This is a genomic window from Dehalococcoides mccartyi CG5 (genome assembly GCF_000830885.1).
In the GTDB taxonomy this organism is placed as follows: Bacteria; Chloroflexota; Dehalococcoidia; order Dehalococcoidales; family Dehalococcoidaceae; genus Dehalococcoides; species Dehalococcoides mccartyi_B.
Map to the genome: position 1 here is coordinate 640366 of NZ_CP006951.1, position 23083 is coordinate 663448.

The window sequence follows — 23083 nt, forward strand, 5'->3', positions numbered from 1 at the left end:
TATGCCTAAAAACTGAATAAAAGGAGGTAAACATGCCTATCAAGTGGAATGCACTGATGGTAAATGAGGCAATGGATATGGTCGAGGAATACGTCAATCAGGCTATCGAGCCTCTGGAGCAGGCGAAGCTTGTCGCAACCGAGGCCAGAAAAATCCCCAATCTGCCAGGGTATATCGACCAACACCTTTCCCGTCTCATCAGCGAAATCGAGCGGGTTACTGGCGGAGTGTTGCCATGGAACCAGCAACCACATCCGGGAAATGTTCGTTCAGCGATTAGCTCTGTCCGTGAGTCTATACCCAGTGGAACGGTAGCGGCAGAACGACAGAAGGTAAACAGCGGCAAACAGCTCAGTTTGGTGAGCTAATAAAGTCAGCAATACCGGTAACTGAAGGGGTTACTTTGCCTAAAATCTGAACAGAAAGGAGTAAAGAAATATGGCAACAGGTCAGATGGACTTGTTTAACGGGGTGAAGATTACCGAACCAGAGCCGACTACAACGGTGAGACTGGGGCGGAAGGCTGTCCAGATACCACTTCGCAAAAAACGCCGGGAAGCCGTAAAACACCTGATGGAGATACTGGAAGAGCTGGAAGGGAAGGACATCTACCTTGGCTCTTACGATGCCGGCGGACGCCACTTCTGGATGGATAACTTGAAGCTCCAGAGGCTTCAACTGGAATGGCATCCCAGCAGGCTTAAAAGTGACCAGACCTACATTCCCAGTGTAATAGTGCTCTGGGGAAGTAGGTCAGCAGCCGTCAGGATATTCACCGATTACCTCGTAGCCATTCGTGAGCAGGAGTACCAGGGCTACTGGCACTACCTCTTGGACTTCCGCAATGGCTTCTGGCAAAGCCCGATAGACAACTTTAGGTCGCACTACGCCTGCCTGCACATAACCAGATTCAAGGACTAGGAAGTCCAATTCTTAATATTTGAAGGGGTAACTATACCCTAGAAAGGAGAAAACAATGAATACACTATTCGTAATCAATGCCGCTTTCAATACTGGTCAGATTGTCGCTTCAAGAGGCATTTTCGACCTAGCGTGTGATAACCCCGAGTTTGCCCAGTTCATCCAGAAGTCCCTGAATCGTCACGTAAAGGGTGACTGGGGAGATGTGGATGACGAGGATAAACAGACTAACGACCGGGCGCTCAAACAAGGCACACGTTTGCTGTCGGCCTACAACGATGACCGCTTTCCGAAGAACGGGATAGCAACTATCTGGATAATCACCGAAGCCGACCGGAGCGCCACCACTATTCTTTTCCCCGATGAGTATTAGCTAATCACCACAACAAATATACGAGTAAAAGGAGGGTTACTATGTCCAAAAATGCTAATTTGATGATAGATGACCTTGTCGGCACCTTAACCGATCCTATCATCGTCTACCCGGGGGGCTGGGGAGATAGCCTCCCCGAATGGCTAAAGAATGCCATCACATTGGAAAGGTTGACTGAAAACATGAAAGAAACTAACGGAGAGCAACCTACAGGGACGGATGCCGAAGCCTGTGCCTATCTCAATACGGCTTCGCTGACCGCGCCGATGAGCAGTGACTGGAGCCAAATTTATCTGTATGTTGCCGGTAAGACCTACGCCCGCTGGCAAAAGAGCGAAATTCCTCGCGACATTCGGGTAGACTCGCTCAATAACCAGCAAGCGACTGACCTGAATCGTCTCAAGGATTGGCTATATCGGCGGCGTACCACAGCAAGGCAGGAACTAGAGCGAACAGAAAGACGACAACAGAAAAAAGAGGAGGTAGCCAAGAAAGAAGCAGAACAGCCAGCATTATTCGAGTTCTAGGTTAGTATACTTTTTCCAAAAAGGGACTGGAAGAAATGCCAGTCCCTTTTTTTTATTTGAAAGCAACGGTCCAGGTTCCGTGCAATCAAGGACTGCCTCTCATGTATGTGCAATTCAAGTGAGTTGATTAATCTTTTGAAATTAATTTATTGAATTCTTTTTCAAATTCAGGTTTTCTCTCAACTTCATTGTAGAAAGGCATTCCCCAAATAGTGTACTGCCTGTCATCCCAAAGCTGTTCAATTTTATGTTCAGCCTTTAACCGCACGAGGAATTTTTCTTTCCATTCATCCTGCTTTAATAGGTGCATACCTTTTGGCTCAATAAATATTTGATAATAAAAAGACTTTTTCAAGTGTTCCTGAACCAGAAACAGGACAAAGTCAGGCTCCATGGCCATGCCATCATCAAAATTGAAAATCTTGAAGTTTCTCTCATTTCTCAGGAGAAAAACTTGTTCATACTCAGCCTTGAGCTTATCGATTACCATATTGATATATCTAACCAAGTACTTCTCTTCCGATGTTCCATAATTTTCATTGAATACATACCAGTCTTTGTCGCTTAAATCAAGGTTTAATTCCTGGTTAGTAGTTTCGGCTTGTCCAATGCCATATTCCTTGTCGGTATTACCATCGTTTGCGATTTCAAGGATTTTGTCTTTGACCTTGTCTTTTAACATGTATGGTTTAAATAGTTTTGTTCCCTTAAAATCTACTTTATCTGATTGTAGGGTAGTAGCTATTTTCTCTAACACCTGAACAACGGCTTCGAGTTTGTCCTGTTGAGTAAGGTTGATTATTCTTTCTTCAGGTCCGTCTATCTCAACCTTTACTTCTCCCAAGTAATTATTCGACCGTATGAACTCCGAAATTGAGGTGAGATTGGGAAGATATTTCTTAAGATCTGCAAACTGGTAGAATTCCAGTTTGTTGATTGCCTTTAGAATGATATTGCAACCAAAGTCCCTGATAAAGTATTCCTTTTGTTTTCTGGATATACTTATTTTCCCCTGTGTTTCAAACGCAATTGTAGCTTTTGTGAAACCAGTAGCTAGCGAAATCTTATGAGCACTTTCAATGAAGGTTTTATTCAATGAGAATATGTCCTCATGATTATATTTATTTTGCTCATTCAAAAACAAAAATCCGACTTTGTAAAATTCGGTTTCCTTGAAACCAGGTTTTAGTTTCAAATGTCTTTGGCGTATTTCTTTTGCCTTAATTCCAATTTCCTCAAGAGCAGTATGGAGCTCATCGATATATCTCGGATTGTAGGCACTATGGTAATAGAGTTCCTCGCAAAGTTTCAGTTCGTGTTCTTCCTCATCATTTCTAATGTCATACTTGCGTTGGTAAAGCGGCTGATCTTCCGATAAGCGGAATGGGCAATATCTCGCACCTCTACCAATCAATTGGGCTTCCGACATAGTGGTCCTTCCGGGCTTGCCAGCTTTAGCGTCGCGAGTATTGTAAAGACGGACTATATCGAAGAGGTTCAATACATCCCAACCTTCATTGAGTTGATCCACTGCAAAAACAGCTCGGTATTCATTATGTTCGTCTTCTAGGGTATTAATGGAGATCTGTTTCTGCTCACTTTCACTTTGGCTGTTGACCGAGATGCACTTCTCTTCTGAAAAGTCTTCTTTTAATTCAGACGCAAGATTAGATAATGATATATTATTCTTCTTAAAATATTGAAAGGCATTTCGTAGCACAGGGTCGAGGGTTGTGTTGCTCCGAATCTTTTCCAAGTCCTCTGTTTTTAGATTCTTAATACCTTGTATGAACTCGATGAAGAAGTTTTCACTTTCCTTTATTGTCCGGGATTTAAAAAGAATTACTGGTTTAATGATTTTGCGGTTTTTTTCGAATATCTTTCTACGTAGTTGGCTTAACACAATGCACTGAAGGGCTCTTTGAAACTCTGGGAGATCCGCTTGTAGAACTTTCACCTCTTTAGAATAGCCGTCTTTCCGGAACTCTTTGAGAGGATAATCAAAGATTATCCTGTTTCGATATTTGTTTTCTATTTCAGGCTGAGTTAGGTCAGCTGTAGCGGTAAACTCTAATAACACGTTATCTGGATTTGCATTAAGTATTTTAAAAACGGTCTGCTCCCAACTGGTTATTTCAAGTAATTCTAATTGACCAATATCGTTCCCCTTTTTGGTTTCTGCATTGATGTGATGAGCTTCATCCGAAATGAGTACAATCTTTTTATCCGCAAAGTCTTCATACGTGACGGAGTTTTCCTTAGGTGTATTAAGGTCCCAATGCAGGCCTTGAATAGTCGAAAATACGATATTGATGTCGTCTTGATTGATAGATGAAAAATTATCAACTTCCCTAACACGAACATACTTATCACCTATTTGAATCCTATTAGAGAACAGGTATTTAAAAGAATTTGGATTAAGGAAATTGTCTTTGGTTTTCTCGATAATGTTAGTGCTATTTACGAAGAATAGGAAATTGCGATATCCCCTTTCATAGAGGTAGAGTATCAGACCGGCCATTATAAGCGTTTTGCCGCTTCCGGTAGCCATATGGTAAAGAAGTTGCGTAGGCACTCCTTTTGGCCGGTTGAAAAACTCGTTCCAATAGTAGACAAAACGCCCAAAAGCCTCTTGCTGGTATGGGCGTTTACCAAAGCCTTCCCTTAAGTTTTGGTAAATGAAGTCTGGAACCCTACTCTTATAGAAGTCCGGACCCCCGAATTGCAGAGCCGCCTCTAAGACTTGATTCAACGATTGCATTTTAGATTAATAACGGCTTAAGATTTCTACCATGCGTTCAGCCGTCATTACCTCCTTAAGTTTGTACCCCAGCCCTTTCTGTTGGCCGCTGTCTTCCGGATAGATTATTTTATCAACTAACTTGAGTTTAACTACTCTTTCGTCAGCTGACCAAACAATAATAAAAAGCGGCAAGCCACTTTGCTTTCGAATTATGTCTATTGCACGCCATCTATTTACGTCACCTTTCCTATACGCGGTGGGGAGAAACCAGGTGTTGTTGCAATGACTTTTTACTGATGTCTTGATAGTTCTCTGAAACTCAATGAGAGCTCTCGGCTTCTCATCTTTGATCAGGACGTAATCTAAGTTACCCGGCCACGGTGAATGCAGTTTCCTCAACTCTAAATCGAGTCTAGGAAGTCCACTTTCCTCGTAACGAGACGTCATACTCAAATCACGATATTTTGAATTCCAGTCAGCAAATGCTTTGTACGTTTCAAAAGACGCGAGCAACCGAGCCGCTGTTGCCTTCAACTCAACCAAAATACAGTCTTCATCTATATATGAATAACAATAAAACAAGTATGGGCAGTTCAATTGTTTCGCGAATCTGACCTTCGCTTGAAGTTTAAAACTAGACAATGAGTCGAGGGTTTTGAACAGTTCATTGCAGTCAATGCCTTTAATGCCTTTATTAAAAAGCCCACGATCCAACAAGAGGGATACACTCGAATTTTTGACGGTGTAACCTTCAAAACTCAAGAGGTCAAGATTCGTTTTCAAAATTCTCCCCTTGACCCAATTGAGTTTGTCGCCTCTTTCAGATGTCTCGAAGGTTATAGAAAGCATAATTCAGTTCCTTTTCAGCTTTGCTGAATCCATAGTCCTGGTCCTCGATTTCTGAAAAAGGGATGTAGAGGGCATTCTTATCAAGTATGGAAATCAGGAGTTTCCTTTGATCCTCGATGCTCAGCTTGTTGAAATCGTCAACGTCAAGATCGGATACACTAATTCGATAATCTACTATTCCTGTTTTCATTACTTGCTTTGCAGCTTCTCGAATTGATTTCGGGTCATCAGCCTTGTTAATACGGTCTATGAGAGTCTGGTTGAATTTTGCCAGTTCACAATAAATGAATGAGCTTCCACCTTTCCAATTTACTTCCTTTGAAATACCGCCTTCTTCGCCATCCATAACCTTTTTAAGCCGCTCAATAGTGACTGTTTCGCAGTAATCCATTTGCTCACAAACAATAAACTTACGTCCCATTTTCATGGCAACCGCTGCTGTGGTACCGCTACCGGCACAGAAATCCATAACATAATCATTTTCATTAGAACCAAGCTCAATAATGCGTTTTACAAGCTTCTCCGGCTTGGGTGTTTTAAAAATATTCGTATCGACCAAAGCGAACAATTCACGTCTTGCATCTTGGTTGTGCCCAACCTCTGTATATGGCCAAATGGTTAGAGGGGTCGTTCCTTCCTTAACCTCGCTTAGAAATCTCTTCAGACGCGGTACATTCTTACCGTCATCACCGAACCAAATGCGATTGTCCGCCTTTAGTTCCTCAAACCTCTCTTTTGACACACGCCAACAACTACCATTCGGGGGATTAATTACCTTACCTGCTGGATTCGTTATAGGATAGTCATACTCAGCCGCATAAGTCTTTACAAGTAAGTTATCCGAAGCCCAGGGACCCCGAGAATCATTATCCGGATTGTGATAACGGTCGTTCATTTCTTGAGAACGTGGCAATAAATTAAGCTTAAAATCTTTGATATTTTTAGCATAAACCAGTATGTGGTCGTGATTATCAGAAAAGAACTTTGCATCATTTTGAGGAGCGTATTTCTTTTGCCAAATGACGTTGGCAACAAAGTTGCCCCTATCGAATACTTCATCACAAAGCACTTTTGCGTAATGGGCTTCTACGTCATCAAGGTTGATCCAGATTGAACCATATGTGCTTAGTAAGTCTTTGGCTATTTCTAGCCTATTCTTTAAAAAGGTTAACCAAGCACTGTGGTTAAAACTGTCGTTATATCCAAAGCTATTTGTGCCCGTATTGTAAGGTGGATCAATATAGATCAATTTGATGCTATTTGCATAGCTTTTTTTAAGTGAATGCATTGATAGCAGATTATTTCCTTTGAGTAGAAGGTTTGGACTTTGTTTATGACTGATTAACGGAGTTACCCCCTCCTTTGAGTACAATCTGAAGTTCTTGAGTGCTTTTGGTGATAGTAATCGGTCTATCTCGTCAGGGGCAAGAGTTTCGTTCCAGAAAATCTCATTACGTTTCTGATCTTCCTGAGTTTGACTCCCTTCTAACACGCAATCTTTATAAGGCCAATCCAATACCACTTCTCGAGATTCATTAAGATACTCACCGTTGTTCGACAGCCCAATTTTATTCTTGAACGCAGTATAACAATCCGGGAGGAATTGTTTATTGCTCACAAACCTCTGGAACTCGATTTTATCAAATACTTGTACGCCGTCTACTTCAATGAAGAACTGCTTCTTTATAGCTTCATTCTTTAATAGAAGCCTTATCAAGGATTTGTCCAATCCCAGAGCAAGCTCTACGATTTTATTCTTTGCTAGTTTCCCTTCAATTACTAGACGATTATCCATCTTGAGAGTCTTTGTAAGTTCATCTAATAAATTTTGCATATGTTTCTCGTCCTTGCCTTTGCCCAATACGGCGAGTCTCCGAGAGATATCCGCCATGATTAGGTCCGGTTTTTGATCTATTTATTCATTCGAGAGTCTGAATTGCTTGAGTCTAATTTAGCTTTTATCGCGTCAACCACCCATTCTTGAATAGTAATATCAGCTTCTGCAGCCTTAACACGCAGTTTCTTATGAAGCTGCTCAGGCAACCGGATATGAACCATCCGAGTGTGTGGATTGCTACGCTCTATCTGTGTACTCATTGACTTTCCTTATCTACCTGAAGTCTTTTGTTGCTCTAAATATAGCTCTGATACTTTACAAAGTCAATGTCCTAATTCGATGCCGAAAAATGATAACAGAAGGGGAGGCTTCTTTCTGGGTTACTCGCAGGACTATGAAATAATATTATTGACTTTTATATCCTATAATATTATAGTATTGACAATACATACCCGTTCATGAGGTATTCATATGAAAAAACCGATTTCAGTTGGGATCCCCGAGAATCTAGCCGTTTCCCTCGACGAGCTCTCAAAAAAGACGGGCAGAAAGAAGAATCTCATTGTTGCCGCGTCATTGAATAACTTCGTAAAGGCGAACGAGGGTGAGCAGGAGAGAATTATAAGAAAGTATCTCGAAGTAGAAAGAACCCGAGAGGAAAACGCGTGAAGATTCTACTAGACACGAACATCGTGATCCACAGGGAAGCATCTACTGTCGTCAACGAAGACATTGGTGTCTTATTCAGGTGGTTGGATAACCTGCACCACACTAAATGCATTCATTCTGTAACCGTCGAGGAAATCGAGAAGCATCAAGACCCGAGAGTTCGAAAATCTTTCGATGTAAAATTAGGGAACTACAACATTCTTAGAACGAGAGCTCCAATGTCCGAGGCATTCCGCAAAATTATGGAGCCACTTGATAAGACTCAAAACGACCTCAACGATTCAATTATTGTTAATGAACTCTATTGTGGAAGAGTCGACGCACTTATTACCGAAGACAAGCAACTGATCAGTAAAGCGTTGCTGTTAGGTATTTCGGACCGAGTCTACACAATTGATGCATTCCTCGAAAAAGTTACGATTGAAAACCCCGACCTAGCGGACTATAAAGTACTTGCGGTACGAAAAGCCCTTTTTGGTGGTCTGGACATCGGAGACGAGTTTTTTGCCTCGTTCAAAGAAGATTACCCCGGCTATGAGAAATGGTTTAATAAGAAGGCTGAGGAGACGGTCTACGTCTGTCTATCAGATGGTAAGCCAATAGCTCTATTGTATCTGAAGGTTGAAGGCAAAACCGAGGATTACACTGATATTGACCCTCCCCTTCCTCATAAGAGACGAATAAAAATCGGGAGCTTTAAGGTAACGCTTAATGGATTTCGCCTGGGGGAAAGATTTCTCAAAATTGTTTTTGATAACGTCCTCCGGTTCAAGGTTGATGAGATATACGTAACTATCTTCGACAAGCGAATCGAACAACAGCGCCTGATTAATCTTTTGGAAGAATACGGGTTTTATCGTCATGGCATTAAGAAAGGTCCGGGAGGAGACGAGCTCGTGTACGTTCGATCCTGCGAGCGTCTAGCTGACCGTTCGACACCGAAGCTTACTTACCCTTTCTTATCTTCAGCCGGGCGGATGTTTTTAGTTCCAATCTATCCAGATTACCATACAGAGTTATTTCCCGACTCCATCCTGCGGACGGAATCTCCGATGGATTTTGTAGAAAACGAGCCACACCGTAATGCAATAAGTAAAGTCTATATCTCGCGATCAATAGAGAGAAACATTCATTCGGGAGACGTCTTCATATTCTACCGCACTGGAGGTTATTACAAGAGCGTAGTAACGACGATTGGCCTAGCCGAAGGCATCATTGATAATATCGCGACCGAAGCTGATTTCATACGACTCTGTAGAAAAAGAAGTGTGTTTACAGATGAGCAACTCGCCAATCAATGGCGATTTAACAAGGCCAGGAGGCCTTTTATAGTCAACTTTCTGTATGTCTATTCGTTTCCTAAACGCATTAACTTACATAAACTGATTGAAATAGGGGTCATTACCAGCGTAACCGATGCCCCAAGAGGCTTCACACCTATAAGTAACAATAACTTCAGGGACATATTACGGGAGTGCCAAGCTGATGAAAGTATTATTGTCGATTAAACCGGAATTCGCATCGAAAATATTTGATGGGTCAAAGAAGTATGAATACCGGCGTGTTATTTTTAAGCGGAAAGGCGTGGAAACGATTCTCGTTTATGCTTCTGACCCCATCAGGCGCGTAATCGGTGAATTTGATATTGGAGAAGTGCTTCATGAGGCGCCGGAGCAGCTTTGGGAGCGGACTTGTAGCTATGCCGGCATAACAAAGACCAGATTCATGGAGTACTTTACGAATCAAGAGAAAGGTTTTGCCATTGGGGTGAAGGAAGCAAGAAAATATTCGAATTCACTGTCGCTTGATGACCTGATGTTATCGCTACCTCCGCAATCGTTTATATACCTGGATATACGAGCGAGAAATGGCTCTGCAAGGGTAACTTAATTATGAATTGCATCGGTATTTGGCTAACGCATACCCAATCAGACCAGTCTGCTTCAGAAGCTGATAATCTGGAATGTCATTTCAACCTCTGGATGCTAAATACCTCTCGCCACCAACGCCATGTTAAGAATCTCGACTGCTTTCTAGATATAGGTGTCATGTTAAACCATGCGAATAACACTACTCACATAAACATATTCGTACCTGATAAAATCGACAGATCGAACCTTCAGGACTTAGGTTTGACATTCAGAGATAGGACCGAACTCGTTTCCGCGGTATTTAATGAAGACTACGGGGTCTTGACTCGTGCTAAAGAAAAGGTAATTGAGGTACAGAAAGCCGATAGTACACCTTTATTCGATATATATATGCTCGACATTGATAACGACGTTTCTATAGAGAGCCAATTTGGTGGCTCAACCATACGCATCCGAGTTCCCGACCACTTAAGAAAAAAGAAGCACTACTATCGAATCAGACTGAAATGCGCCTTTGTGGACCAGACTGGCTACATTTACACTCCACCCGCTAGTTCATTTTTAGAAGGCGCTTTCTTTCAAACCGAGCTGATTGACTTCCGGGTTAATGAAAAACGCAATTTGCCAAGCTCACTTCTTGAAACAATCCACGAGGATGGCAATGGCCGCTTTACGAAAACTCATTTCTTCCTTATGCGGGAAGCAAGTGATGACTACATTTTCTCCCATAAGCCACCCGGTGGCCGGCAATTAGAAAAGGACATATGGAAGGAGTATGTGGGTGAGGATTACTCCTTTGAGCAAGTCACAGCATATCACTGGAAAGACGCTGCATTACATGATAGCTTCAGTGTGTTTGTAAAATTTCGGTCTTTCCATTCTAGCCTACGCACTATCCTGATTGCTATCAGTGCGATTATTCTTCTTGGCATTGTCAGCGGTTTCCTTGGGAATTTCCTCTATTCATTGATTCATGGGTGAACCCTGACAATAATAACCGCTTCCGCCAATAATCTATGTTCCGGGGAGCATCAGCCCTGAGCCGATTTCCATCTGGAAATTGAATTTACCAATGTATTCTTGAAGGCTAGGTTTTGACAGGTTGCAGGCATAACAATGTCCAAGGTAATTAAAGACTAATTGACATTCTCCATTGGGCAGCATACAACCCATTTCATATTCGTAGATTCGCCGAGTCTCGAGAGGACCATGCTCATCGAAGCGTTTTGATATTGCGAGGTCGCCTTCCTTGTGAAACCGTCCGTATGCAACTTCCCACGAAATCGAACCTTCCCCAAAACGAGCACATCTCCTCGCTTTGTCAAACGCACTGGAATACACATCTAAAGTATCAGATAGGACGAGCAGTTCCAATCCCATTTTAATTAAGAACCGGGCTAACAAAATTATGTAGTTCGGTGGGGTATTAACCCAAAGGACTCCTTGGTTATCCTGGAATACCGTTTTGTATTTTTCTGGGCTCATGGCGCATAGCGCGTGGTCCCAGAACCCGTGCGACAATAAAATAAGGCCATCGTCAGCATATTTTGAAAAACCATGTTTCTTCGTCTTTATGGAAGCCCGAACGCGCTCCACGTTGAAAGGTGGGCTTGCCATAATTTGTTTCTCAAGTTTCGAGCCAAAATACTGGTTGCATGCATCGCATACAAAACCCTTTGGTACAACGGTATCATCGTTGCCCATGGACTCAGGAATTGGGTGCTCAACACTGTTGAATGGACCGTGCTCCGAACCACAGAATAAGCACCTAAAAGGTGGAGTTCTCATTCTCACAATCCGTTTCTCATTGAAGAGATGAACGCCCTTCCGTATACAAAGGGCTTTCATAACCGTGTTCTTTCAACCAATCAACGTACCCGCTAGTTTCTCTGTCTGCCATATTGAGAACATATTCCATCCCGAAGATTGCAATCACAAAATAAAGCTCGTTTGATTTGGTGTATAGTAGATCAAATTCATGCAGAACTTCGTACCTCTCCGTGTTTTCGATAAAGAGCTTTCTCTCTGGGTAAATGGGACGGGTGCTAAATGGCCAATAGGCTGGTGACGCCCCGTATCTGGCATACACTCTCAATGCATCGAGTTCAGGTTTATCGGTGATTTCATCCAAGGCACCTTCGACCTTCAACATCTTGAATGCCAACACCTCCAAAGCAGCTTTAGCTAAGAAACGTGACATCAAATTATGGTCAGGGACTGTCGTCGCAGGAATTATCAATTTGCCTTCACGATTTGCCCGGAGGCTTTGCACGAACGTCGGTATATCCCTTTCTCGGCTGGGAAATATGCTTTGGCCACTCCGTTCCTTGAGTATTTCAATGGGAACTATCCCTGGAAGAAGCAACCCTTGAATAGTCGGAATTCTCCCCTCTTTGTTGGATACTACGTTTCTGAATCTAGCCTGGCGGAAGTAGTCTGAATCAAGCAAGGGCTTCTCCACTTTGAGGCCGAAGTAGCTATTGCACTTAGAGCATACAATACCTACCGGGAGCGTGTGCTCCTCGTTGCCGAGAGACTCAGGAACGATGTGTTCTATCGCTTTCGATGAACCAGAGTCTTGCTTACAGAAAATGCAGCGCATGCTTTAATTATAGCCCGAACTGGAGTTATGGACTACGTGGAAGGGGCCTCATTTCGCAACAACACGGCGTTTTCAAAGATGAATCAACGACTTCAGCTCATTCTTTGAGGCAGGGCCAGGGAAAAGTTATGGAAAAGACCTTACCCGTCCAATCTTTAGAATGCCGGGGAGTTCTAGGTATCGTCCCCTTGGTGGAGCTTTGGTGGCGCTAATGCTAAATCTTCAACCAGATACTCACACCATCGTTTTTCAATACTAAGGGGGGTGAGTTCTCCGTCAAGCCCTCGAACTTTGCCGTTTCTATTGCCTTGTCAATCAAAATATGAAGTTTTTGTCGTGCCTTGGGATTATTGATGTTCACGAAGTCCATCGCTATCTTGATTTTTTCGATGTACAGCGGCTTTACACCCATTTCCGCGAAGCGCTTTTGGTCTAACTCCTCCATATAAGCCTCAGCAATCATCCTAGCCAATATGCTGATTCCTCTCTGGGCTGGATCCTGGTCCTTGTGCAGATTATTGACACCGAGTTTACCATGCCGTGGTTCTTCAGGCGCATTCTTGTTAGACCTCAAATTATCCTCCTTACGCGACTGTCGATCGTGATGCGAGTGTCCTTCATAGTCTAGCAATTGCTCGGAGGAATAAGATTTTTTGAGTCTGATTGCAAAATCTATCATTTTCTAGTACCAGTATTCTCCAGCTAAGGGGACTCGAACTGCTTCATCTATTTGTCCCTATTCTTTGACAACATGGTTTCCAGTCGAGCCTTTTGTTGTTGAGCACTTAATGCCAGTAACGACCTGAGTTTCCTCTCGGTTATTATTGGATATCTAATAGGATCACCCAATAAATAAATCACGTCAATGACTTCCGGTGATAACTTCAAGAGGTTCAAAATCTGCGTCACTCTGGCTCTGGAGACTTTGAGATGGCGTGCTAGTCCGGCAGGAGAAAAATATACGCCATCGGCTAAAGCTCTGCGCCACTCTTTCGCAAGGTAAATAGGGTTTCGATACTGCCGCTTGCCGATTTTGATTAGATTATGGTTAAATTGAGCAACAGGCATCTCAAAGACAGCTTGGAAAGTTCTGTGTATTGACCTATTAGGGGAGCCAGAGTTTATTCAACCGCCTTGCAAGGGCGGTTTTTTTATGTCGTTTTCCCCTATTGACGCATTAGCAAAAGCGGAATATCATTCGGCTGTATTTCAGGAGGCCTCATGTCTTCAAAAAAGGTTATCATTATTGGTGCCGGTCTGGCCGGGCTTTCTGCCGGTTGTTATTCCCGAATGAATGGTTATGCTACCCGTATTTATGAGCATCATTCCAAACCGGGTGGTGTTGCGGCTTGTTGGCGGCGGGGCGAATACCTGATTGACGGAGGTATTCACTTTATGATGGGTTCCCAAAACGGCACTGATTTATATAATATCTATCGCCAGCTTGGGGTGGCAGATCCTGCCAATTTTATTCCTATGAAATCATACGGCAGTTTTATTGATATTGAGGGAAGCAGACAGTTGGATATCCCGCTAAATATTTCAGAACTGGCTTTAGACCTAAAAATGCTTTCCCCTGCAGATGCCCCCCTTATAGATGACTTGGCTACGGTAGTTACTGCTTTTTCAGGCAAAGATTTAGCTACTTACGGCCAAATGAATCCGCCTGAATTGACTTCCGGGTTAGATAAGCTTACGGATATGTGGAAAATGCGCAAGCTGTTTAAATATATGTCCGGCAAGTACGCAAAAAGTATGCAAGACTATACTGCCGGCATGCAAAACCGCTGGCTGGCTGAATGTTTGAATAACCTCTTTACCCCCCAATGCCCTGTTTGGTTTGTAATCATGTTGCTGGCCATTGCTGCTGACGGGCAAATGAGCTATCTGGCAAAAGGCTGCAAAGATTTTGTCCGCCAGATAGAAAAACGGTATAAAGACCTGAATGGAGAAGTAACCTACAGTTCTACCGTAGAAAAAATACTGGTCAGAGATGACTGTGCTTTTGGCGTCAAGCTGGCTGACGGGACTGAGGACTATGCAGATTACGTAATTTCTGCCGGTGATATTCATAATACAGTTTTTCACCTGCTGGACGGCAAATATATAGGCAAGAAGCTTCAAAATAAGTTTGATACCTGTGAACTCAGCCGCCCGTATTTTGTGGCTAGTTTTGGTGTAAAACGGACTTTTGAAAATGAAAGTGTTTTTAATACTCTCATTCTAAAACAGCCCCTGCAGGTTGGAAACCGAGAGATTCGGCAAATATTTGTGCGTATATTTAACTACAGCAACCATTTTGCACCCAAAGATAAAAGTGTGATTCAGGCGGAGTTTGAAACTGAATGGGATTACTGGGATAACCTTCGGCAAACAGATCCTAATAAATACGCCGCTGAAAAAGAACGGCTGGTATCTGAAATACTGGTTAATCTGGAGATACTCTATCCCGGGATATCCCCACTGGTAGAGATTGCTGATGTAGCTACTCCCTGCACTCTTAACCGTTATACGCTAAACCATCAGGGTGCGCCTGAAGGCTGGGGGCTTACCAGCCAAAACTTCAAGGAAGAAACAAGGCGGAGTCTAGAGGGGCTATCAAACCTTTATCTGGCAGGGCATTGGGTATCCGGGGGTGTGCCGGGAGTAATTCTTTCCGGGCGTCAGGCTATACAGTTGGTATGTGCCAAAGAAAAGAAGCCCTTTTTTACCAGAACTACTTAGATATTAACCATATTAAAAATATTAAAAACAGTAACTATTACTGTGCCCGCCAGCAATGCACCGGCAGTTACCTGCCCCACGGTATGTTCTTTCAGGTAAACTCTGGCCCAAGCCATCATGGGTACTAACAGCATGAAACCCAGAGCACTGTAACCGTAAAGCATCAAAGCTATACTGGAGAATGCACTGGCAAATGCAGTGTGGACGCTTATTTTCCAGAAGAAGTTTACTATCATGAAAAGCACGCTGGAAACAAAGCCGGCAAACAAGGCGGCTATAAGTTTATCTGGTGCCCCAATAAATATAAGTACCATGAGTCCAGCACCTACCATCACCGAACCCAAAACATATAAAACATGACGCTGTTCACGGGGGTTTGAAAAAACCGATTGAAGTTTGCCCCTTTTAACCATACTTAAAATAACCAGAAATATAGGCAGCATGCACAAAGTTATAAATATCAATGACCATTTGACGGCTTCCCACAGGTTTTCAGTGGAGTCTTTGGCTAGCAGAAAAACAAAGAGAATACTTAGCGTAAGAGGATTAAATATATCAGATATGTAGTTTGCCAGTTTGGTTTTCAATTTACCTTCCCATGTATAAAACCTTCACTTTCATATTAGCATAAACCGTTATCCAGCACTAATTGACTTTAATATGTTACCTGCTCTTGCAGGTGTTCGCATATTACAGGTATTATGAATGAATATCCGTGCCCAAAGAATCAGGCGGCATCATTCTGAATCAGGTGTTTGAGAGGGAAGATTAAAGCCCTGTCGGTAAACAGAAAGGGATGTAGCATGACTGGAAATGCTATCAGCTTGCGGGATATATCTTTCAATTATAAACACATCAAGGCCTTAGATGACTTAAGTCTGGAGATTCCCGGTGGTATAAGCTTCGGAATAATGGGTCCTAACGGGGCAGGCAAAACCACTCTTATCCGCATAATGGTGGGGCTTCTCCGCCAAAAAAGCGGTTACCTAGCCATACTTGGAAAAGAGTTTAGCCGCCAACTGGAATACCAGCTGGGATACATGCCACAGGCACACTCTCTGTATACCGAATTGTCAATCAGCCAGAATATAGATTTTTTTGCCCGTGTCTACGGTCTGCGGGATAAAACACTGCGAAAAGCCCGCATAGAAGAGGTAATCAGGCTGGTAGACCTCTGGGAAAGACGGAATGATGCCGTTATGAACCTTTCCGGTGGCATGAAACAGAGAGTAAGTTTGGCTTGTGCCATTGTCCATAATCCCCCGGTGATATTTTTAGATGAACCAACTGTGGGGCTTGACCCTGAACTGCGTTGCCGTTTTTGGGAATATTTTAAAAGCCTAAACCAAAAAGGAGTAACCATAATAATATCCAGCCATACGCTTGATGACGCTGCCCACTGTGACCGTCTGGCGTTTCTGCGTGAGGGCAAGGTAATTGCGGAAGGTACTCCGGCGGATTTAAAGGCGGCTACAGGTAAAGCTGATGCCAGTCTGGAAGATGCTTTTTTACATTCTATCCGAATAGGAGGTATCCCCTGCCATGAATAATATGCTGGCTATTGCCCAGAGGCTTATCCGCCAGTTACTCCATGACCGCAGGACTATGGCACTCATAATAGTAGTTCCGGTGGTGGTTATGGGGCTTATAGGTGTCAGTTTTCCGGATGCAACGGTGCTTGATTATATTGCTCCGGCCATGCTGGCGACTCTGGCTTTGTTTTTCAGTTTCCTGCTTACCGGCATTTCATTTCTGCGTGAAACATCTCAGGGTACTATGGAAAGACTTATGGCCGCGCCTGTTTCCCGTCTGGATATAGTTGCCGGGTATCTTCTGGGATTTTTTGTGTTTGCCTTGCTGCAGACACTTATCATTGTTCTTTTTACTATATATGTGCTGGGTGTTAACTTTCAGAGTGAACTCTGGCAAATACTCCTCTTTAAGGTGCTTATTATTACCGGTGCAGTTACACTGGGTATTTTTACCAGCAGTTTTGCCAAAAATGAGTTCCAGATGGTTCAGTTCATTCCGCTCATTATTGTTCCCCAGATATTTCTGTGCGGGGTTATCTGGCCGGTTTCTCAAATGCCGGAGTGGCTTCAGTACCTGTCAAATATTCTGCCATTAACCTATGGTGTGGACGGCATGCGTGAAATAATGCTGGAGGGTAAAAATCTGGCTGAAGTAGGATTTCAATGCGGAGTTTTGATGCTGTTTGCGGTTATTACCACTCTTTTGGCTTCACTTACCGTACCCAAACGCCGCTAAAGCAAAATAAACAGGCAAACAGTTGCCGTACAAATTGCATATCCATCATTTTACTGGTAACATTTACTATATACTAAGCATAGATTCAGGGGTATTTAAATGGATTCAGAAATTCTGCTTGAGGTAAAAGATCTCCATGTTGAGGTAGATGGTCGGGAGATACTCCACGGAGTTGACCTGGTACTGCCTGCCGGAGAAACCCATGTTATTTTTGGGCCTAACGGCAGCGGCAAAACCACCCTGCTGATGACACTGATGGGTTTTCCCCGTTACAAAATTACCAAAGGCCAGCTGATATTTAATGGCAAAGATATTACCCATGTTCCGCTTGATGAGCGTGCCCGTTTAGGTATAGGCATCAGTTTTCAGCGCCCGCCGGTAGTGCGCGGGGTGAAACTACGGGAAATGGTTCGCAGTTCACTTCGTGCCAAAGATGACAAAGGCTTGATTAACGAACTTGCTAAAAAAGCAAACATGACAGATTTTCTGGAAAGAGATGTTAACCATGGTTTTTCCGGTGGTGAAATCAAGCGTTCTGAACTGCTCCAGTTGCTGGCACAGGGGCCGGACATGGTTCTCCTTGATGAACCTGAATCCGGGGTTGATTTAGAGAATATCGCCCTTATAGGCAGTCTCATAAATGAATTGTTGGAGAAAAAACACCCTATTCGTGAACGCAAACGGGGTGGTTTGGTTATAACCCACACCGGGCATATTCTGGATTATGTAAACGCCCGCACCGGCTATGTGCTTTGCCATGGGCGTATAAATTGCACCGGTGACCCGCGGGATATGCTTGAAACCATTAAGCATAACGGCTATCAGGAGTGTGTAGAATGTCCCCGAAAGATCTAAGACCTAATCTGGCTGACACAGCCGGTGCTGCTATAAATAAAAAGCCCGCTGTTGGTGACGATATACTTTTAGAAAAATATACCGATAATACCGAGGCCCATAAATATGTAAATAAACCATCTGAGCTTGCATCTGAAGACAAGGCCCGTATACTTGAATCCGGCGTGATACTGGATGACCTAAAAGAGCGGAGCGGAACATATATCCAAATGGATAACCACCCTGTTCATTTCTCTGCCCAGCAAGACGGCATAGAGATTATGTCAACTAGCGAGGCCGCCAAGAAATATGACTGGCTGAAGGATTATTGGTGGAAAGCTGTATCGGTAGATGCAGATAAATACACTGCCCATGTTGAGCTTAATCAGGCAGACGGCTATTTTATACGGGCACTTCCCGGTGTAAAAACCGAATTCCCTGTTCAGTCCTGTATGTATATGGCCAAAAACCAGTCTATACAGAATGTTCATAACATTATTATTGCCGAGGAAGGTTCTGAACTTCATATTATCACCGGCTGTACTTCTGCCCACCGTACCGAGACCGGTCTGCATCTAGGTGTGACCGAGTTTTATATAAAGAAGGGTGCGAAGGTAACCTTTACCATGATACACACTTGGTCACCGGATATAGCTGTCCGCCCGCGCACCGGTGCTATCGTGGAAGAAAACGGTGTTTTCTTAAGTAATTACGTTATCATGAAAACTGTTAAAAACCTGCAGTCCTATCCGGTGGCTTACCTGAATGGAGAAAATGCAGTTGCCCGTTTCAACAGTGTTATGGTTTGCCCTCCCGGCTCTAAAATGGATGTTGGATCACGGGTTTTCCTGAATGCCAAACATACCCGAACCGAACTTATTACCCGTGCCCTCACTACCGGCGGAGAGATTATCTCCCGTGGTTATATTGAAGGCAAAGTGCCGGATTGCAAGGGGCATCTGGAGTGCCGCGGGCTTATTCTGGGTGATAAGGGCATTATTTATGCTATACCTGAGCTTATGGGAAGGGTATCCGGAGTGGATTTATCCCATGAAGCGGCGGTGGGTAAAATAGCCGAAGAAGAAGTTGAATACCTGATGGCCAGAGGACTGAATAAAGATGAGGCCACTGCTGCCATTGTACGCGGCTTTTTGAATGTGGATATTGAGGGTCTGCCTCCCTTGCTCAAAGAAGAGATGGATAAAGCTATCAAATTGGGTGATCAGGAAGGCATGTAAGAATAATATTACATTGGTGACAGATTAAAGCCCTCTGGAAACAGAGGGCTTTTTGTTAGGTTTAATTATTAGTAAAGGTAATAAAAACCGGCTTTATTCAGCAAATTAACTTCAAATCCGAATAGTTCAGAAAAATTAGTCTCGGTCATTATTTCAATTTTGGCTCCGTCCCGGAAAATACTGCCGTCTTTCAGCATAACCACCCGGTTTATTTCCGGTATTATATCAGTGAGGTTATGGGTAACCAGTATTATCTGAGTCCCCAGGTTTGAAATTTTGCTGAGCAGCTGACGTAACTGGTGGGCGGATTTCATGTCCAGATTAGTGGTTGGTTCATCCAGCAACAAGCTTTGGGGGTTATTTACCAACGCTCTGGCAATAACTACCCTGCGGGCTTCACCGCTTGAAATTTCATCTGTCAGCCGTTCTGCCAAATGGTCTATTTCCAGCAGATTCATCATATCTTGGGCATAGGTTTTCATTTTCGGGCTAATCAAACCGGCATCACGCAGGTACGGAGAACCGAAATAACCGCTTAGCACTGCTTCCTGGCAAGTCTGGCTGATGTCCTGCCTCAGAACCTCGGCAGATACTATCCCCAGTTGGCTTCGCAATTCAAATACGTCCCAATTTCCCCGTCCGAGTATGCGAAGGCTTGAACCCAGAGGATCAAAGATGGGGTATAATTCGCGGGTTATAGTCTTGATAAGGCTGGATTTGCCTGCCCCGTTTGGGCCAAGTATGGCCAGACTTTGCCTCTGATTTATAACCAGATTTATATTTTTCAGGCACAGGCGTTCGCCGCGCATAAGGCTGATATTTTTAAACTCTATAAGAGGGGGTAAATCCCGGTTGGTCATAGTAATTTCCTTCTTGCAGTGCCCGTAACTATCGGGAAATAGAAAAGCGGTCAACATCAGTCATGACCGCTTGAGAAACGTGATTAAGTGAGCCGAGGAGGACTCGAACCTCCAACCAATTGATTAAGAGTCAATTGCTCTGCCAATTGAGCTATCGGCCCACGTTTAAAGCATCCATATTTTAACACTATAGGCAGTTTGTGACAAATACCTATGAATTATTTTTAAAAAGAACGTTCAGCATTATAGTACAAATACGCTGAAATGCCAAATGCCTAAACGCCATTCATGCCGGCGGCCGTTTTGGCTATATCCCAGGCATAATCGTAAATATGCATGCCTTTGCTCATGGCGATAATCTCCCCGTCTTCTACCCCTATTTCGGCTGCCATATATTCTTTTAGCAGTTGGATAGCCGCCAGATTAGACGGGAAGCCTGCCCATAAATCCCATGAGCGGAAATATATTATAAAGTGGAGTTTTCCGTAACGTACTCTGGTATCTATACTGCGAAGACAAGGGGGGTCCTCCAAGTCCAGTGTTTCGGGATTGCCTACTGTCATAAAAGCCTGATTGGTATTGAAGCCTGTTTCCCGGTACATTTTTATAACTTTGGCAATCTGGGCTTCAAGATACTGGCCATAGGTATACTGCTCACCCTCTGCCCGGTGAGCAGTCATCAGGTACGGCAGATAGTTATCTATATATTCCATAGTGGATGGAGCGGGCACACCGGGTGGAACATCAGGTATAAGGGGGCGGTTACCGGGGTTTTTAATATGGACAGTTATCATATCCAGTTCTTTGCGTTTCTGCCCTGAATAACTGCCACGTTCAATAGTGTACTCGTAACCGTTTGTAAGTACCTGTCTCAGGCACAAAAACCAGGCTTCAGAGAGATCTCTGGCTTCCACCGAGGTAATTTTCATCAGTCTTCCCCTTATTTTTTCTTAAACAGGGCAAAAAAACGATCCTGATACTCATTAAAAAGCTCCCAGCGTTCCAGTTCGTCTTTAAGTTCACTCGGGTCAGCTTCGTCACGAAGCGTTTTGGAAAACAGTTCTTCAATATAAAAACGGGCATCACTGGGTACGCCATCCGTACCTACTCCCAGCCGTCCCCGGCTACCCAAATCTGAAAGGTTGCCTTGAAGCGAATGACGGGTAAGGTCATAAATAAATTTGAGCAGAGACACATCCCAAAGGGTGTCTTCGCCCTGAATAATGGTGGTCAGTTTGGCTTTATCTTTGTCCAGTTGCTGGCTTATGTTTTGAGCCACTGTATGCAGTTCCCCCGGTACTATATTCAGTCCTTTGGATTCATTTTTGTAGGCATACATCAGGCCGGGTGCCTGAGAGCCATACTGGTCAACCAGAAGGCTGAAATAGCGTTTGGCTTCGTCAGAGAAACCTTCCAGACGGGTAAGGTAATATGGGGTGACTATCCGCGGTTGCTGGACTATCACTTTACCTTCCCGTACCACAGTTTCCGCCTGCAAAGGCATATCACCTTCTTCAACGGGATAAGATGGTGTGGTTAGCAGGTAATAATCTATATTGGTAATACCGAAAGTGGCCAGCCGCTGCTTTGGAGGCCGGAGTATTCGGGTATTTGCTACGGCTTTAAAAATCAGAGAGTCATCCACCATAAAAACCCCTACTTTATCTGTGAAAGTTCCTGTTTCATTTGTGCCAGAGATTCAATATACCGTGCTTCAAATTCATTTTTCCGTTTTCGCCATTCTTCCTGAAAACGGGGGTGTTTTTCTATATCAGATGACAGACCAGGAGGCATTTCCATACCCTGCTGTATGGCTTTTTGCAGATATTGGGAATACTGCTGTTTAAGTTGGTCATAAGCGGAGCGGCGCTGTTTCTCACCCTGGTCAGTATAATGGGCTATGATTTGCACCATCTGGCTGATCATTGTTTCTGCCGCCGCCTGGTCTTCTTTAATGCTCTTTATGCCCTCCATTGCCTTGCTACCGATACGGGTAGCGGCTTCATTTTCCGGCAGGGCTATAAGGGATAATAGCAGGTTTTCTATGCCTTTTCCCACATATTCACGTGCTTTTCCTTGGTATTGCTCAAGTTCAGTTTTGAGATTGACGGTTTCCTTGAGGTAGGCAGTGGCTAGCTTTTCTCCGGCAGGCAGGTATTTCCAGCGGGCTTTCTCATCCTCCGTAACCTCCTCAATATCCTTTAGCTTTTCCATGGCGATTTCAAAAGCAGACTTAATGTCGCCCATATTCACCCCGATTTCATTTATTCGTCTCTATTATACTAAATGATGGCCAAAGCTGAAAGAAATTTACGCTCACAAATATTTAAAATGTTATAATAAGTTACTATGTTTTTGGGATATAAACTAATCCAGCATACGGCTGATGTGGGCATTGTAGCACAAGGGGCAAGTATGGGTGATGCCTTTGGGTTTGCGGCCAGCGGTCTTTTCAGCCTTATTACTGATACGTCTACCTTGAAACAGGATAAAATAATATCATTGGAATTTATATCAGATAGTTATGAAAATCTGCTGGTTAAGTGGCTAAATGAACTTATATATATATTTGATACTCAAATACTGGTGTTTGGGCGTTTTGAAGTGGCGGTGAATTCAGCTTTTAAACTTACGGCTATCTGTTTTGGCCAAAAAGTTAATGCAGATACTCCCTTGCATCATTATGTAAAGGCAGCTACCTACCACTTGCTCAAAGTAAAAAAGATTACCGGAGGGTACAAGCTTCAAGTGTTATTGGATATCTAGG

26 protein-coding genes, 1 tRNA gene and 1 pseudogene are annotated in these 23083 nt (G+C 43.5%); 14 read left to right on the forward strand and 14 right to left on the reverse strand.

Features of this window, described 5'->3' with window-relative positions:
* Positions 1-32: 32 nt before the first annotated feature.
* The 4 genes from X794_RS03390 to X794_RS03405 all read left to right on the forward strand — a co-directional run bounded on the left by X794_RS03390 (position 33) and on the right by X794_RS03405 (position 1821).
* Complete coding sequence (locus tag X794_RS03390) at positions 33-368, forward strand: hypothetical protein (RefSeq protein WP_041344519.1); 336 nt, start codon at positions 33-35, stop codon at positions 366-368.
* 70 nt (positions 369-438) lie between these two features.
* The gene (locus tag X794_RS03395; RefSeq protein WP_041344520.1) at positions 439-921 is read left to right on the forward strand and encodes a hypothetical protein; all 483 of its coding nucleotides are present in this window, start codon (positions 439-441) and stop codon (positions 919-921) included.
* Between the two features lie 55 nt (positions 922-976).
* A complete protein-coding gene (locus tag X794_RS03400) occupies positions 977-1294 on the forward strand; it encodes a hypothetical protein (protein WP_041344522.1) in 318 nt (105 codons plus the stop codon).
* Positions 1295-1335: 41 nt separating this feature from the next.
* Positions 1336-1821 (forward strand): hypothetical protein, encoded by a 486-nt coding sequence (locus tag X794_RS03405; protein ID WP_041344523.1) that lies wholly within the window; start codon positions 1336-1338, stop codon positions 1819-1821.
* A 127-nt stretch (positions 1822-1948) separates the two neighbouring features.
* Here the strand turns inward: X794_RS03405 and X794_RS03410 are convergent, their stop codons facing one another.
* Genes X794_RS03410 through X794_RS07525 form a run of 4 tightly spaced genes read right to left on the reverse strand, consistent with a single transcriptional unit; the run spans position 1949 to position 7510 of the window.
* Positions 1949-4582 (reverse strand): DEAD/DEAH box helicase family protein, encoded by a 2634-nt coding sequence (locus X794_RS03410; protein WP_041344525.1) that lies wholly within the window; start codon positions 4580-4582, stop codon positions 1949-1951.
* 6 nt (positions 4583-4588) lie between these two features.
* Positions 4589-5347 (reverse strand): hypothetical protein, encoded by a 759-nt coding sequence (locus X794_RS03415; protein ID WP_148311187.1) that lies wholly within the window; start codon positions 5345-5347, stop codon positions 4589-4591.
* Between the two features lie 37 nt (positions 5348-5384).
* Positions 5385-7274, reverse strand: coding sequence for a DNA methyltransferase (locus X794_RS03420; protein WP_202965045.1), 1890 nt, complete (start codon positions 7272-7274; stop codon positions 5385-5387).
* A 50-nt stretch (positions 7275-7324) separates the two neighbouring features.
* Positions 7325-7510, reverse strand: coding sequence for a toxin-antitoxin system HicB family antitoxin (locus tag X794_RS07525; RefSeq protein ID WP_041344527.1), 186 nt, complete (start codon positions 7508-7510; stop codon positions 7325-7327).
* Between the two features lie 211 nt (positions 7511-7721).
* Between X794_RS07525 and X794_RS03430 the strand changes: the two genes are divergently transcribed.
* The 4 genes from X794_RS03430 to X794_RS03445 all read left to right on the forward strand — a co-directional run bounded on the left by X794_RS03430 (position 7722) and on the right by X794_RS03445 (position 10771).
* Positions 7722-7919 carry a hypothetical protein gene (locus X794_RS03430; protein ID WP_041344529.1) on the forward strand — a complete coding sequence of 66 codons (198 nt, stop codon included), beginning with the start codon at positions 7722-7724 and terminating at the stop codon, positions 7917-7919.
* Between the two features lie 218 nt (positions 7920-8137).
* A complete protein-coding gene (locus tag X794_RS03435) occupies positions 8138-9427 on the forward strand; it encodes a hypothetical protein (RefSeq protein ID WP_202965046.1) in 1290 nt (429 codons plus the stop codon).
* Positions 9405-9809 carry a phage associated protein gene (locus X794_RS03440; RefSeq protein WP_041344532.1) on the forward strand — a complete coding sequence of 135 codons (405 nt, stop codon included), beginning with the start codon at positions 9405-9407 and terminating at the stop codon, positions 9807-9809. The genes X794_RS03435 and X794_RS03440 overlap by 23 nt, the downstream gene beginning before the upstream one ends.
* 2 nt (positions 9810-9811) lie before the next feature.
* Entirely contained in the window at positions 9812-10771 is a 960-nt protein-coding gene (locus X794_RS03445) for a hypothetical protein (RefSeq protein WP_041344533.1), read from the forward strand.
* A gap of 33 nt (positions 10772-10804) precedes the next feature.
* Here the strand turns inward: X794_RS03445 and X794_RS03450 are convergent, their stop codons facing one another.
* The 4 genes and pseudogenes from X794_RS03450 to X794_RS03460 form a co-directional block, all read right to left on the reverse strand.
* Entirely contained in the window at positions 10805-11407 is a 603-nt protein-coding gene (locus X794_RS03450; protein ID WP_238569789.1) for a hypothetical protein, read from the reverse strand.
* A gap of 12 nt (positions 11408-11419) precedes the next feature.
* Positions 11420-11638: pseudogene (locus X794_RS07530) on the reverse strand (HNH endonuclease); the annotation flags it as partial.
* Positions 11595-12392: an HNH endonuclease gene (locus X794_RS03455; protein ID WP_041344537.1), complete on the reverse strand. Its 798-nt coding sequence runs from the start codon at positions 12390-12392 to the stop codon at positions 11595-11597. The pseudogene X794_RS07530 and the gene X794_RS03455, both read right to left, overlap by 44 nt.
* 214 nt (positions 12393-12606) lie before the next feature.
* A complete protein-coding gene (locus tag X794_RS03460) occupies positions 12607-12966 on the reverse strand; it encodes a hypothetical protein (RefSeq protein ID WP_041344539.1) in 360 nt (119 codons plus the stop codon).
* A 647-nt stretch (positions 12967-13613) separates the two neighbouring features.
* On the opposite strand from X794_RS03460, the gene X794_RS03470 reads away from it, so the two are divergent.
* Positions 13614-15116 carry a phytoene desaturase family protein gene (locus tag X794_RS03470; protein ID WP_034376546.1) on the forward strand — a complete coding sequence of 501 codons (1503 nt, stop codon included), beginning with the start codon at positions 13614-13616 and terminating at the stop codon, positions 15114-15116.
* On the opposite strand, the gene X794_RS03475 is transcribed toward X794_RS03470, so the two are convergent.
* On the reverse strand, positions 15113-15703 hold the full coding sequence (locus X794_RS03475; RefSeq protein ID WP_011309291.1) for a phosphatidic acid phosphatase: 591 nt from the start codon (positions 15701-15703) through the stop codon (positions 15113-15115). The genes X794_RS03470 and X794_RS03475 overlap by 4 nt on opposite strands.
* 216 nt (positions 15704-15919) lie before the next feature.
* Here X794_RS03475 and X794_RS03480 point away from each other — a divergent pair, with 216 nt between their 5' ends.
* The 4 genes from X794_RS03480 to X794_RS03495 all read left to right on the forward strand — a co-directional run bounded on the left by X794_RS03480 (position 15920) and on the right by X794_RS03495 (position 19456).
* A complete protein-coding gene (locus tag X794_RS03480; RefSeq protein WP_011929058.1) occupies positions 15920-16666 on the forward strand; it encodes an ABC transporter ATP-binding protein in 747 nt (248 codons plus the stop codon).
* The gene (locus X794_RS03485) at positions 16659-17384 is read left to right on the forward strand and encodes an ABC transporter permease (protein ID WP_034376543.1); all 726 of its coding nucleotides are present in this window, start codon (positions 16659-16661) and stop codon (positions 17382-17384) included. Before X794_RS03480 ends, X794_RS03485 begins: the two co-directional genes overlap by 8 nt.
* A 99-nt stretch (positions 17385-17483) precedes the next feature.
* Positions 17484-18239, forward strand: coding sequence for an ABC transporter ATP-binding protein (locus X794_RS03490; RefSeq protein WP_011309294.1), 756 nt, complete (start codon positions 17484-17486; stop codon positions 18237-18239).
* Positions 18221-19456, forward strand: coding sequence for a SufB/SufD family protein (locus X794_RS03495; protein WP_034376540.1), 1236 nt, complete (start codon positions 18221-18223; stop codon positions 19454-19456). The genes X794_RS03490 and X794_RS03495 overlap by 19 nt, the downstream gene beginning before the upstream one ends.
* 68 nt (positions 19457-19524) lie before the next feature.
* Here X794_RS03495 and X794_RS03500 read toward each other — a convergent pair whose 3' ends face one another.
* The 5 genes from X794_RS03500 to X794_RS03520 all read right to left on the reverse strand — a co-directional run bounded on the left by X794_RS03500 (position 19525) and on the right by X794_RS03520 (position 22563).
* On the reverse strand, positions 19525-20316 hold the full coding sequence (locus X794_RS03500) for an ABC transporter ATP-binding protein (RefSeq protein WP_011309296.1): 792 nt from the start codon (positions 20314-20316) through the stop codon (positions 19525-19527).
* An 88-nt stretch (positions 20317-20404) separates the two neighbouring features.
* Positions 20405-20477 (reverse strand) — tRNA-Lys (locus X794_RS03505).
* A 114-nt stretch (positions 20478-20591) separates the two neighbouring features.
* Positions 20592-21245, reverse strand: coding sequence for a thymidylate synthase (locus tag X794_RS03510; RefSeq protein ID WP_011309297.1), 654 nt, complete (start codon positions 21243-21245; stop codon positions 20592-20594).
* 11 nt (positions 21246-21256) lie between these two features.
* Positions 21257-21964 (reverse strand): hypothetical protein, encoded by a 708-nt coding sequence (locus X794_RS03515; protein WP_011309298.1) that lies wholly within the window; start codon positions 21962-21964, stop codon positions 21257-21259.
* 8 nt (positions 21965-21972) lie between these two features.
* Positions 21973-22563: a hypothetical protein gene (locus tag X794_RS03520; RefSeq protein ID WP_011309299.1), complete on the reverse strand. Its 591-nt coding sequence runs from the start codon at positions 22561-22563 to the stop codon at positions 21973-21975.
* A gap of 102 nt (positions 22564-22665) precedes the next feature.
* On the opposite strand from X794_RS03520, the gene X794_RS03525 reads away from it, so the two are divergent.
* Positions 22666-23082, forward strand: coding sequence for an archease (locus X794_RS03525; RefSeq protein WP_011309300.1), 417 nt, complete (start codon positions 22666-22668; stop codon positions 23080-23082).
* The last annotated feature ends 1 nt before the right edge of the window (position 23083 follow it).

Bases quoted from the DNA above. Each gene is read 5' to 3' on its own strand.
- X794_RS03405 (WP_041344523.1), top strand. From the start codon at position 1,336: ATGTCCAAAAATGCTAATTTGATGATAGATGACCTTGTCGGCACCTTA.
- X794_RS03525 (WP_011309300.1), top strand. From the start codon at position 22,666: ATGTTTTTGGGATATAAACTAATCCAGCATACGGCTGATGTGGGCATT.
- X794_RS03450 (WP_238569789.1), bottom strand. From the start codon at position 11,407: ATGGCAAGCCCACCTTTCAACGTGGAGCGCGTTCGGGCTTCCATAAAG.
- X794_RS03395 (WP_041344520.1), top strand. From the start codon at position 439: ATGGCAACAGGTCAGATGGACTTGTTTAACGGGGTGAAGATTACCGAA.
- X794_RS03440 (WP_041344532.1), top strand. From the start codon at position 9,405: ATGAAAGTATTATTGTCGATTAAACCGGAATTCGCATCGAAAATATTT.
- X794_RS03495 (WP_034376540.1), top strand. From the start codon at position 18,221: ATGTCCCCGAAAGATCTAAGACCTAATCTGGCTGACACAGCCGGTGCT.
- X794_RS03510 (WP_011309297.1), bottom strand. From the start codon at position 21,245: ATGAAAATTACCTCGGTGGAAGCCAGAGATCTCTCTGAAGCCTGGTTT.
- X794_RS03435 (WP_202965046.1), top strand. From the start codon at position 8,138: ATGTCCGAGGCATTCCGCAAAATTATGGAGCCACTTGATAAGACTCAA.
- X794_RS03390 (WP_041344519.1), top strand. From the start codon at position 33: ATGCCTATCAAGTGGAATGCACTGATGGTAAATGAGGCAATGGATATG.
- X794_RS03515 (WP_011309298.1), bottom strand. From the start codon at position 21,964: ATGGTGGATGACTCTCTGATTTTTAAAGCCGTAGCAAATACCCGAATA.
- X794_RS07525 (WP_041344527.1), bottom strand. From the start codon at position 7,510: ATGAGTACACAGATAGAGCGTAGCAATCCACACACTCGGATGGTTCAT.
- X794_RS03520 (WP_011309299.1), bottom strand. From the start codon at position 22,563: ATGGGCGACATTAAGTCTGCTTTTGAAATCGCCATGGAAAAGCTAAAG.
- X794_RS03500 (WP_011309296.1), bottom strand. From the start codon at position 20,316: ATGACCAACCGGGATTTACCCCCTCTTATAGAGTTTAAAAATATCAGC.
- X794_RS03470 (WP_034376546.1), top strand. From the start codon at position 13,614: ATGTCTTCAAAAAAGGTTATCATTATTGGTGCCGGTCTGGCCGGGCTT.
- X794_RS03410 (WP_041344525.1), bottom strand. From the start codon at position 4,582: ATGCAATCGTTGAATCAAGTCTTAGAGGCGGCTCTGCAATTCGGGGGT.
- X794_RS03430 (WP_041344529.1), top strand. From the start codon at position 7,722: ATGAAAAAACCGATTTCAGTTGGGATCCCCGAGAATCTAGCCGTTTCC.
- X794_RS03445 (WP_041344533.1), top strand. From the start codon at position 9,812: ATGAATTGCATCGGTATTTGGCTAACGCATACCCAATCAGACCAGTCT.
- X794_RS03400 (WP_041344522.1), top strand. From the start codon at position 977: ATGAATACACTATTCGTAATCAATGCCGCTTTCAATACTGGTCAGATT.
- X794_RS03490 (WP_011309294.1), top strand. From the start codon at position 17,484: ATGGATTCAGAAATTCTGCTTGAGGTAAAAGATCTCCATGTTGAGGTA.
- X794_RS03480 (WP_011929058.1), top strand. From the start codon at position 15,920: ATGACTGGAAATGCTATCAGCTTGCGGGATATATCTTTCAATTATAAA.
- X794_RS03455 (WP_041344537.1), bottom strand. From the start codon at position 12,392: ATGCGCTGCATTTTCTGTAAGCAAGACTCTGGTTCATCGAAAGCGATA.
- X794_RS03485 (WP_034376543.1), top strand. From the start codon at position 16,659: ATGAATAATATGCTGGCTATTGCCCAGAGGCTTATCCGCCAGTTACTC.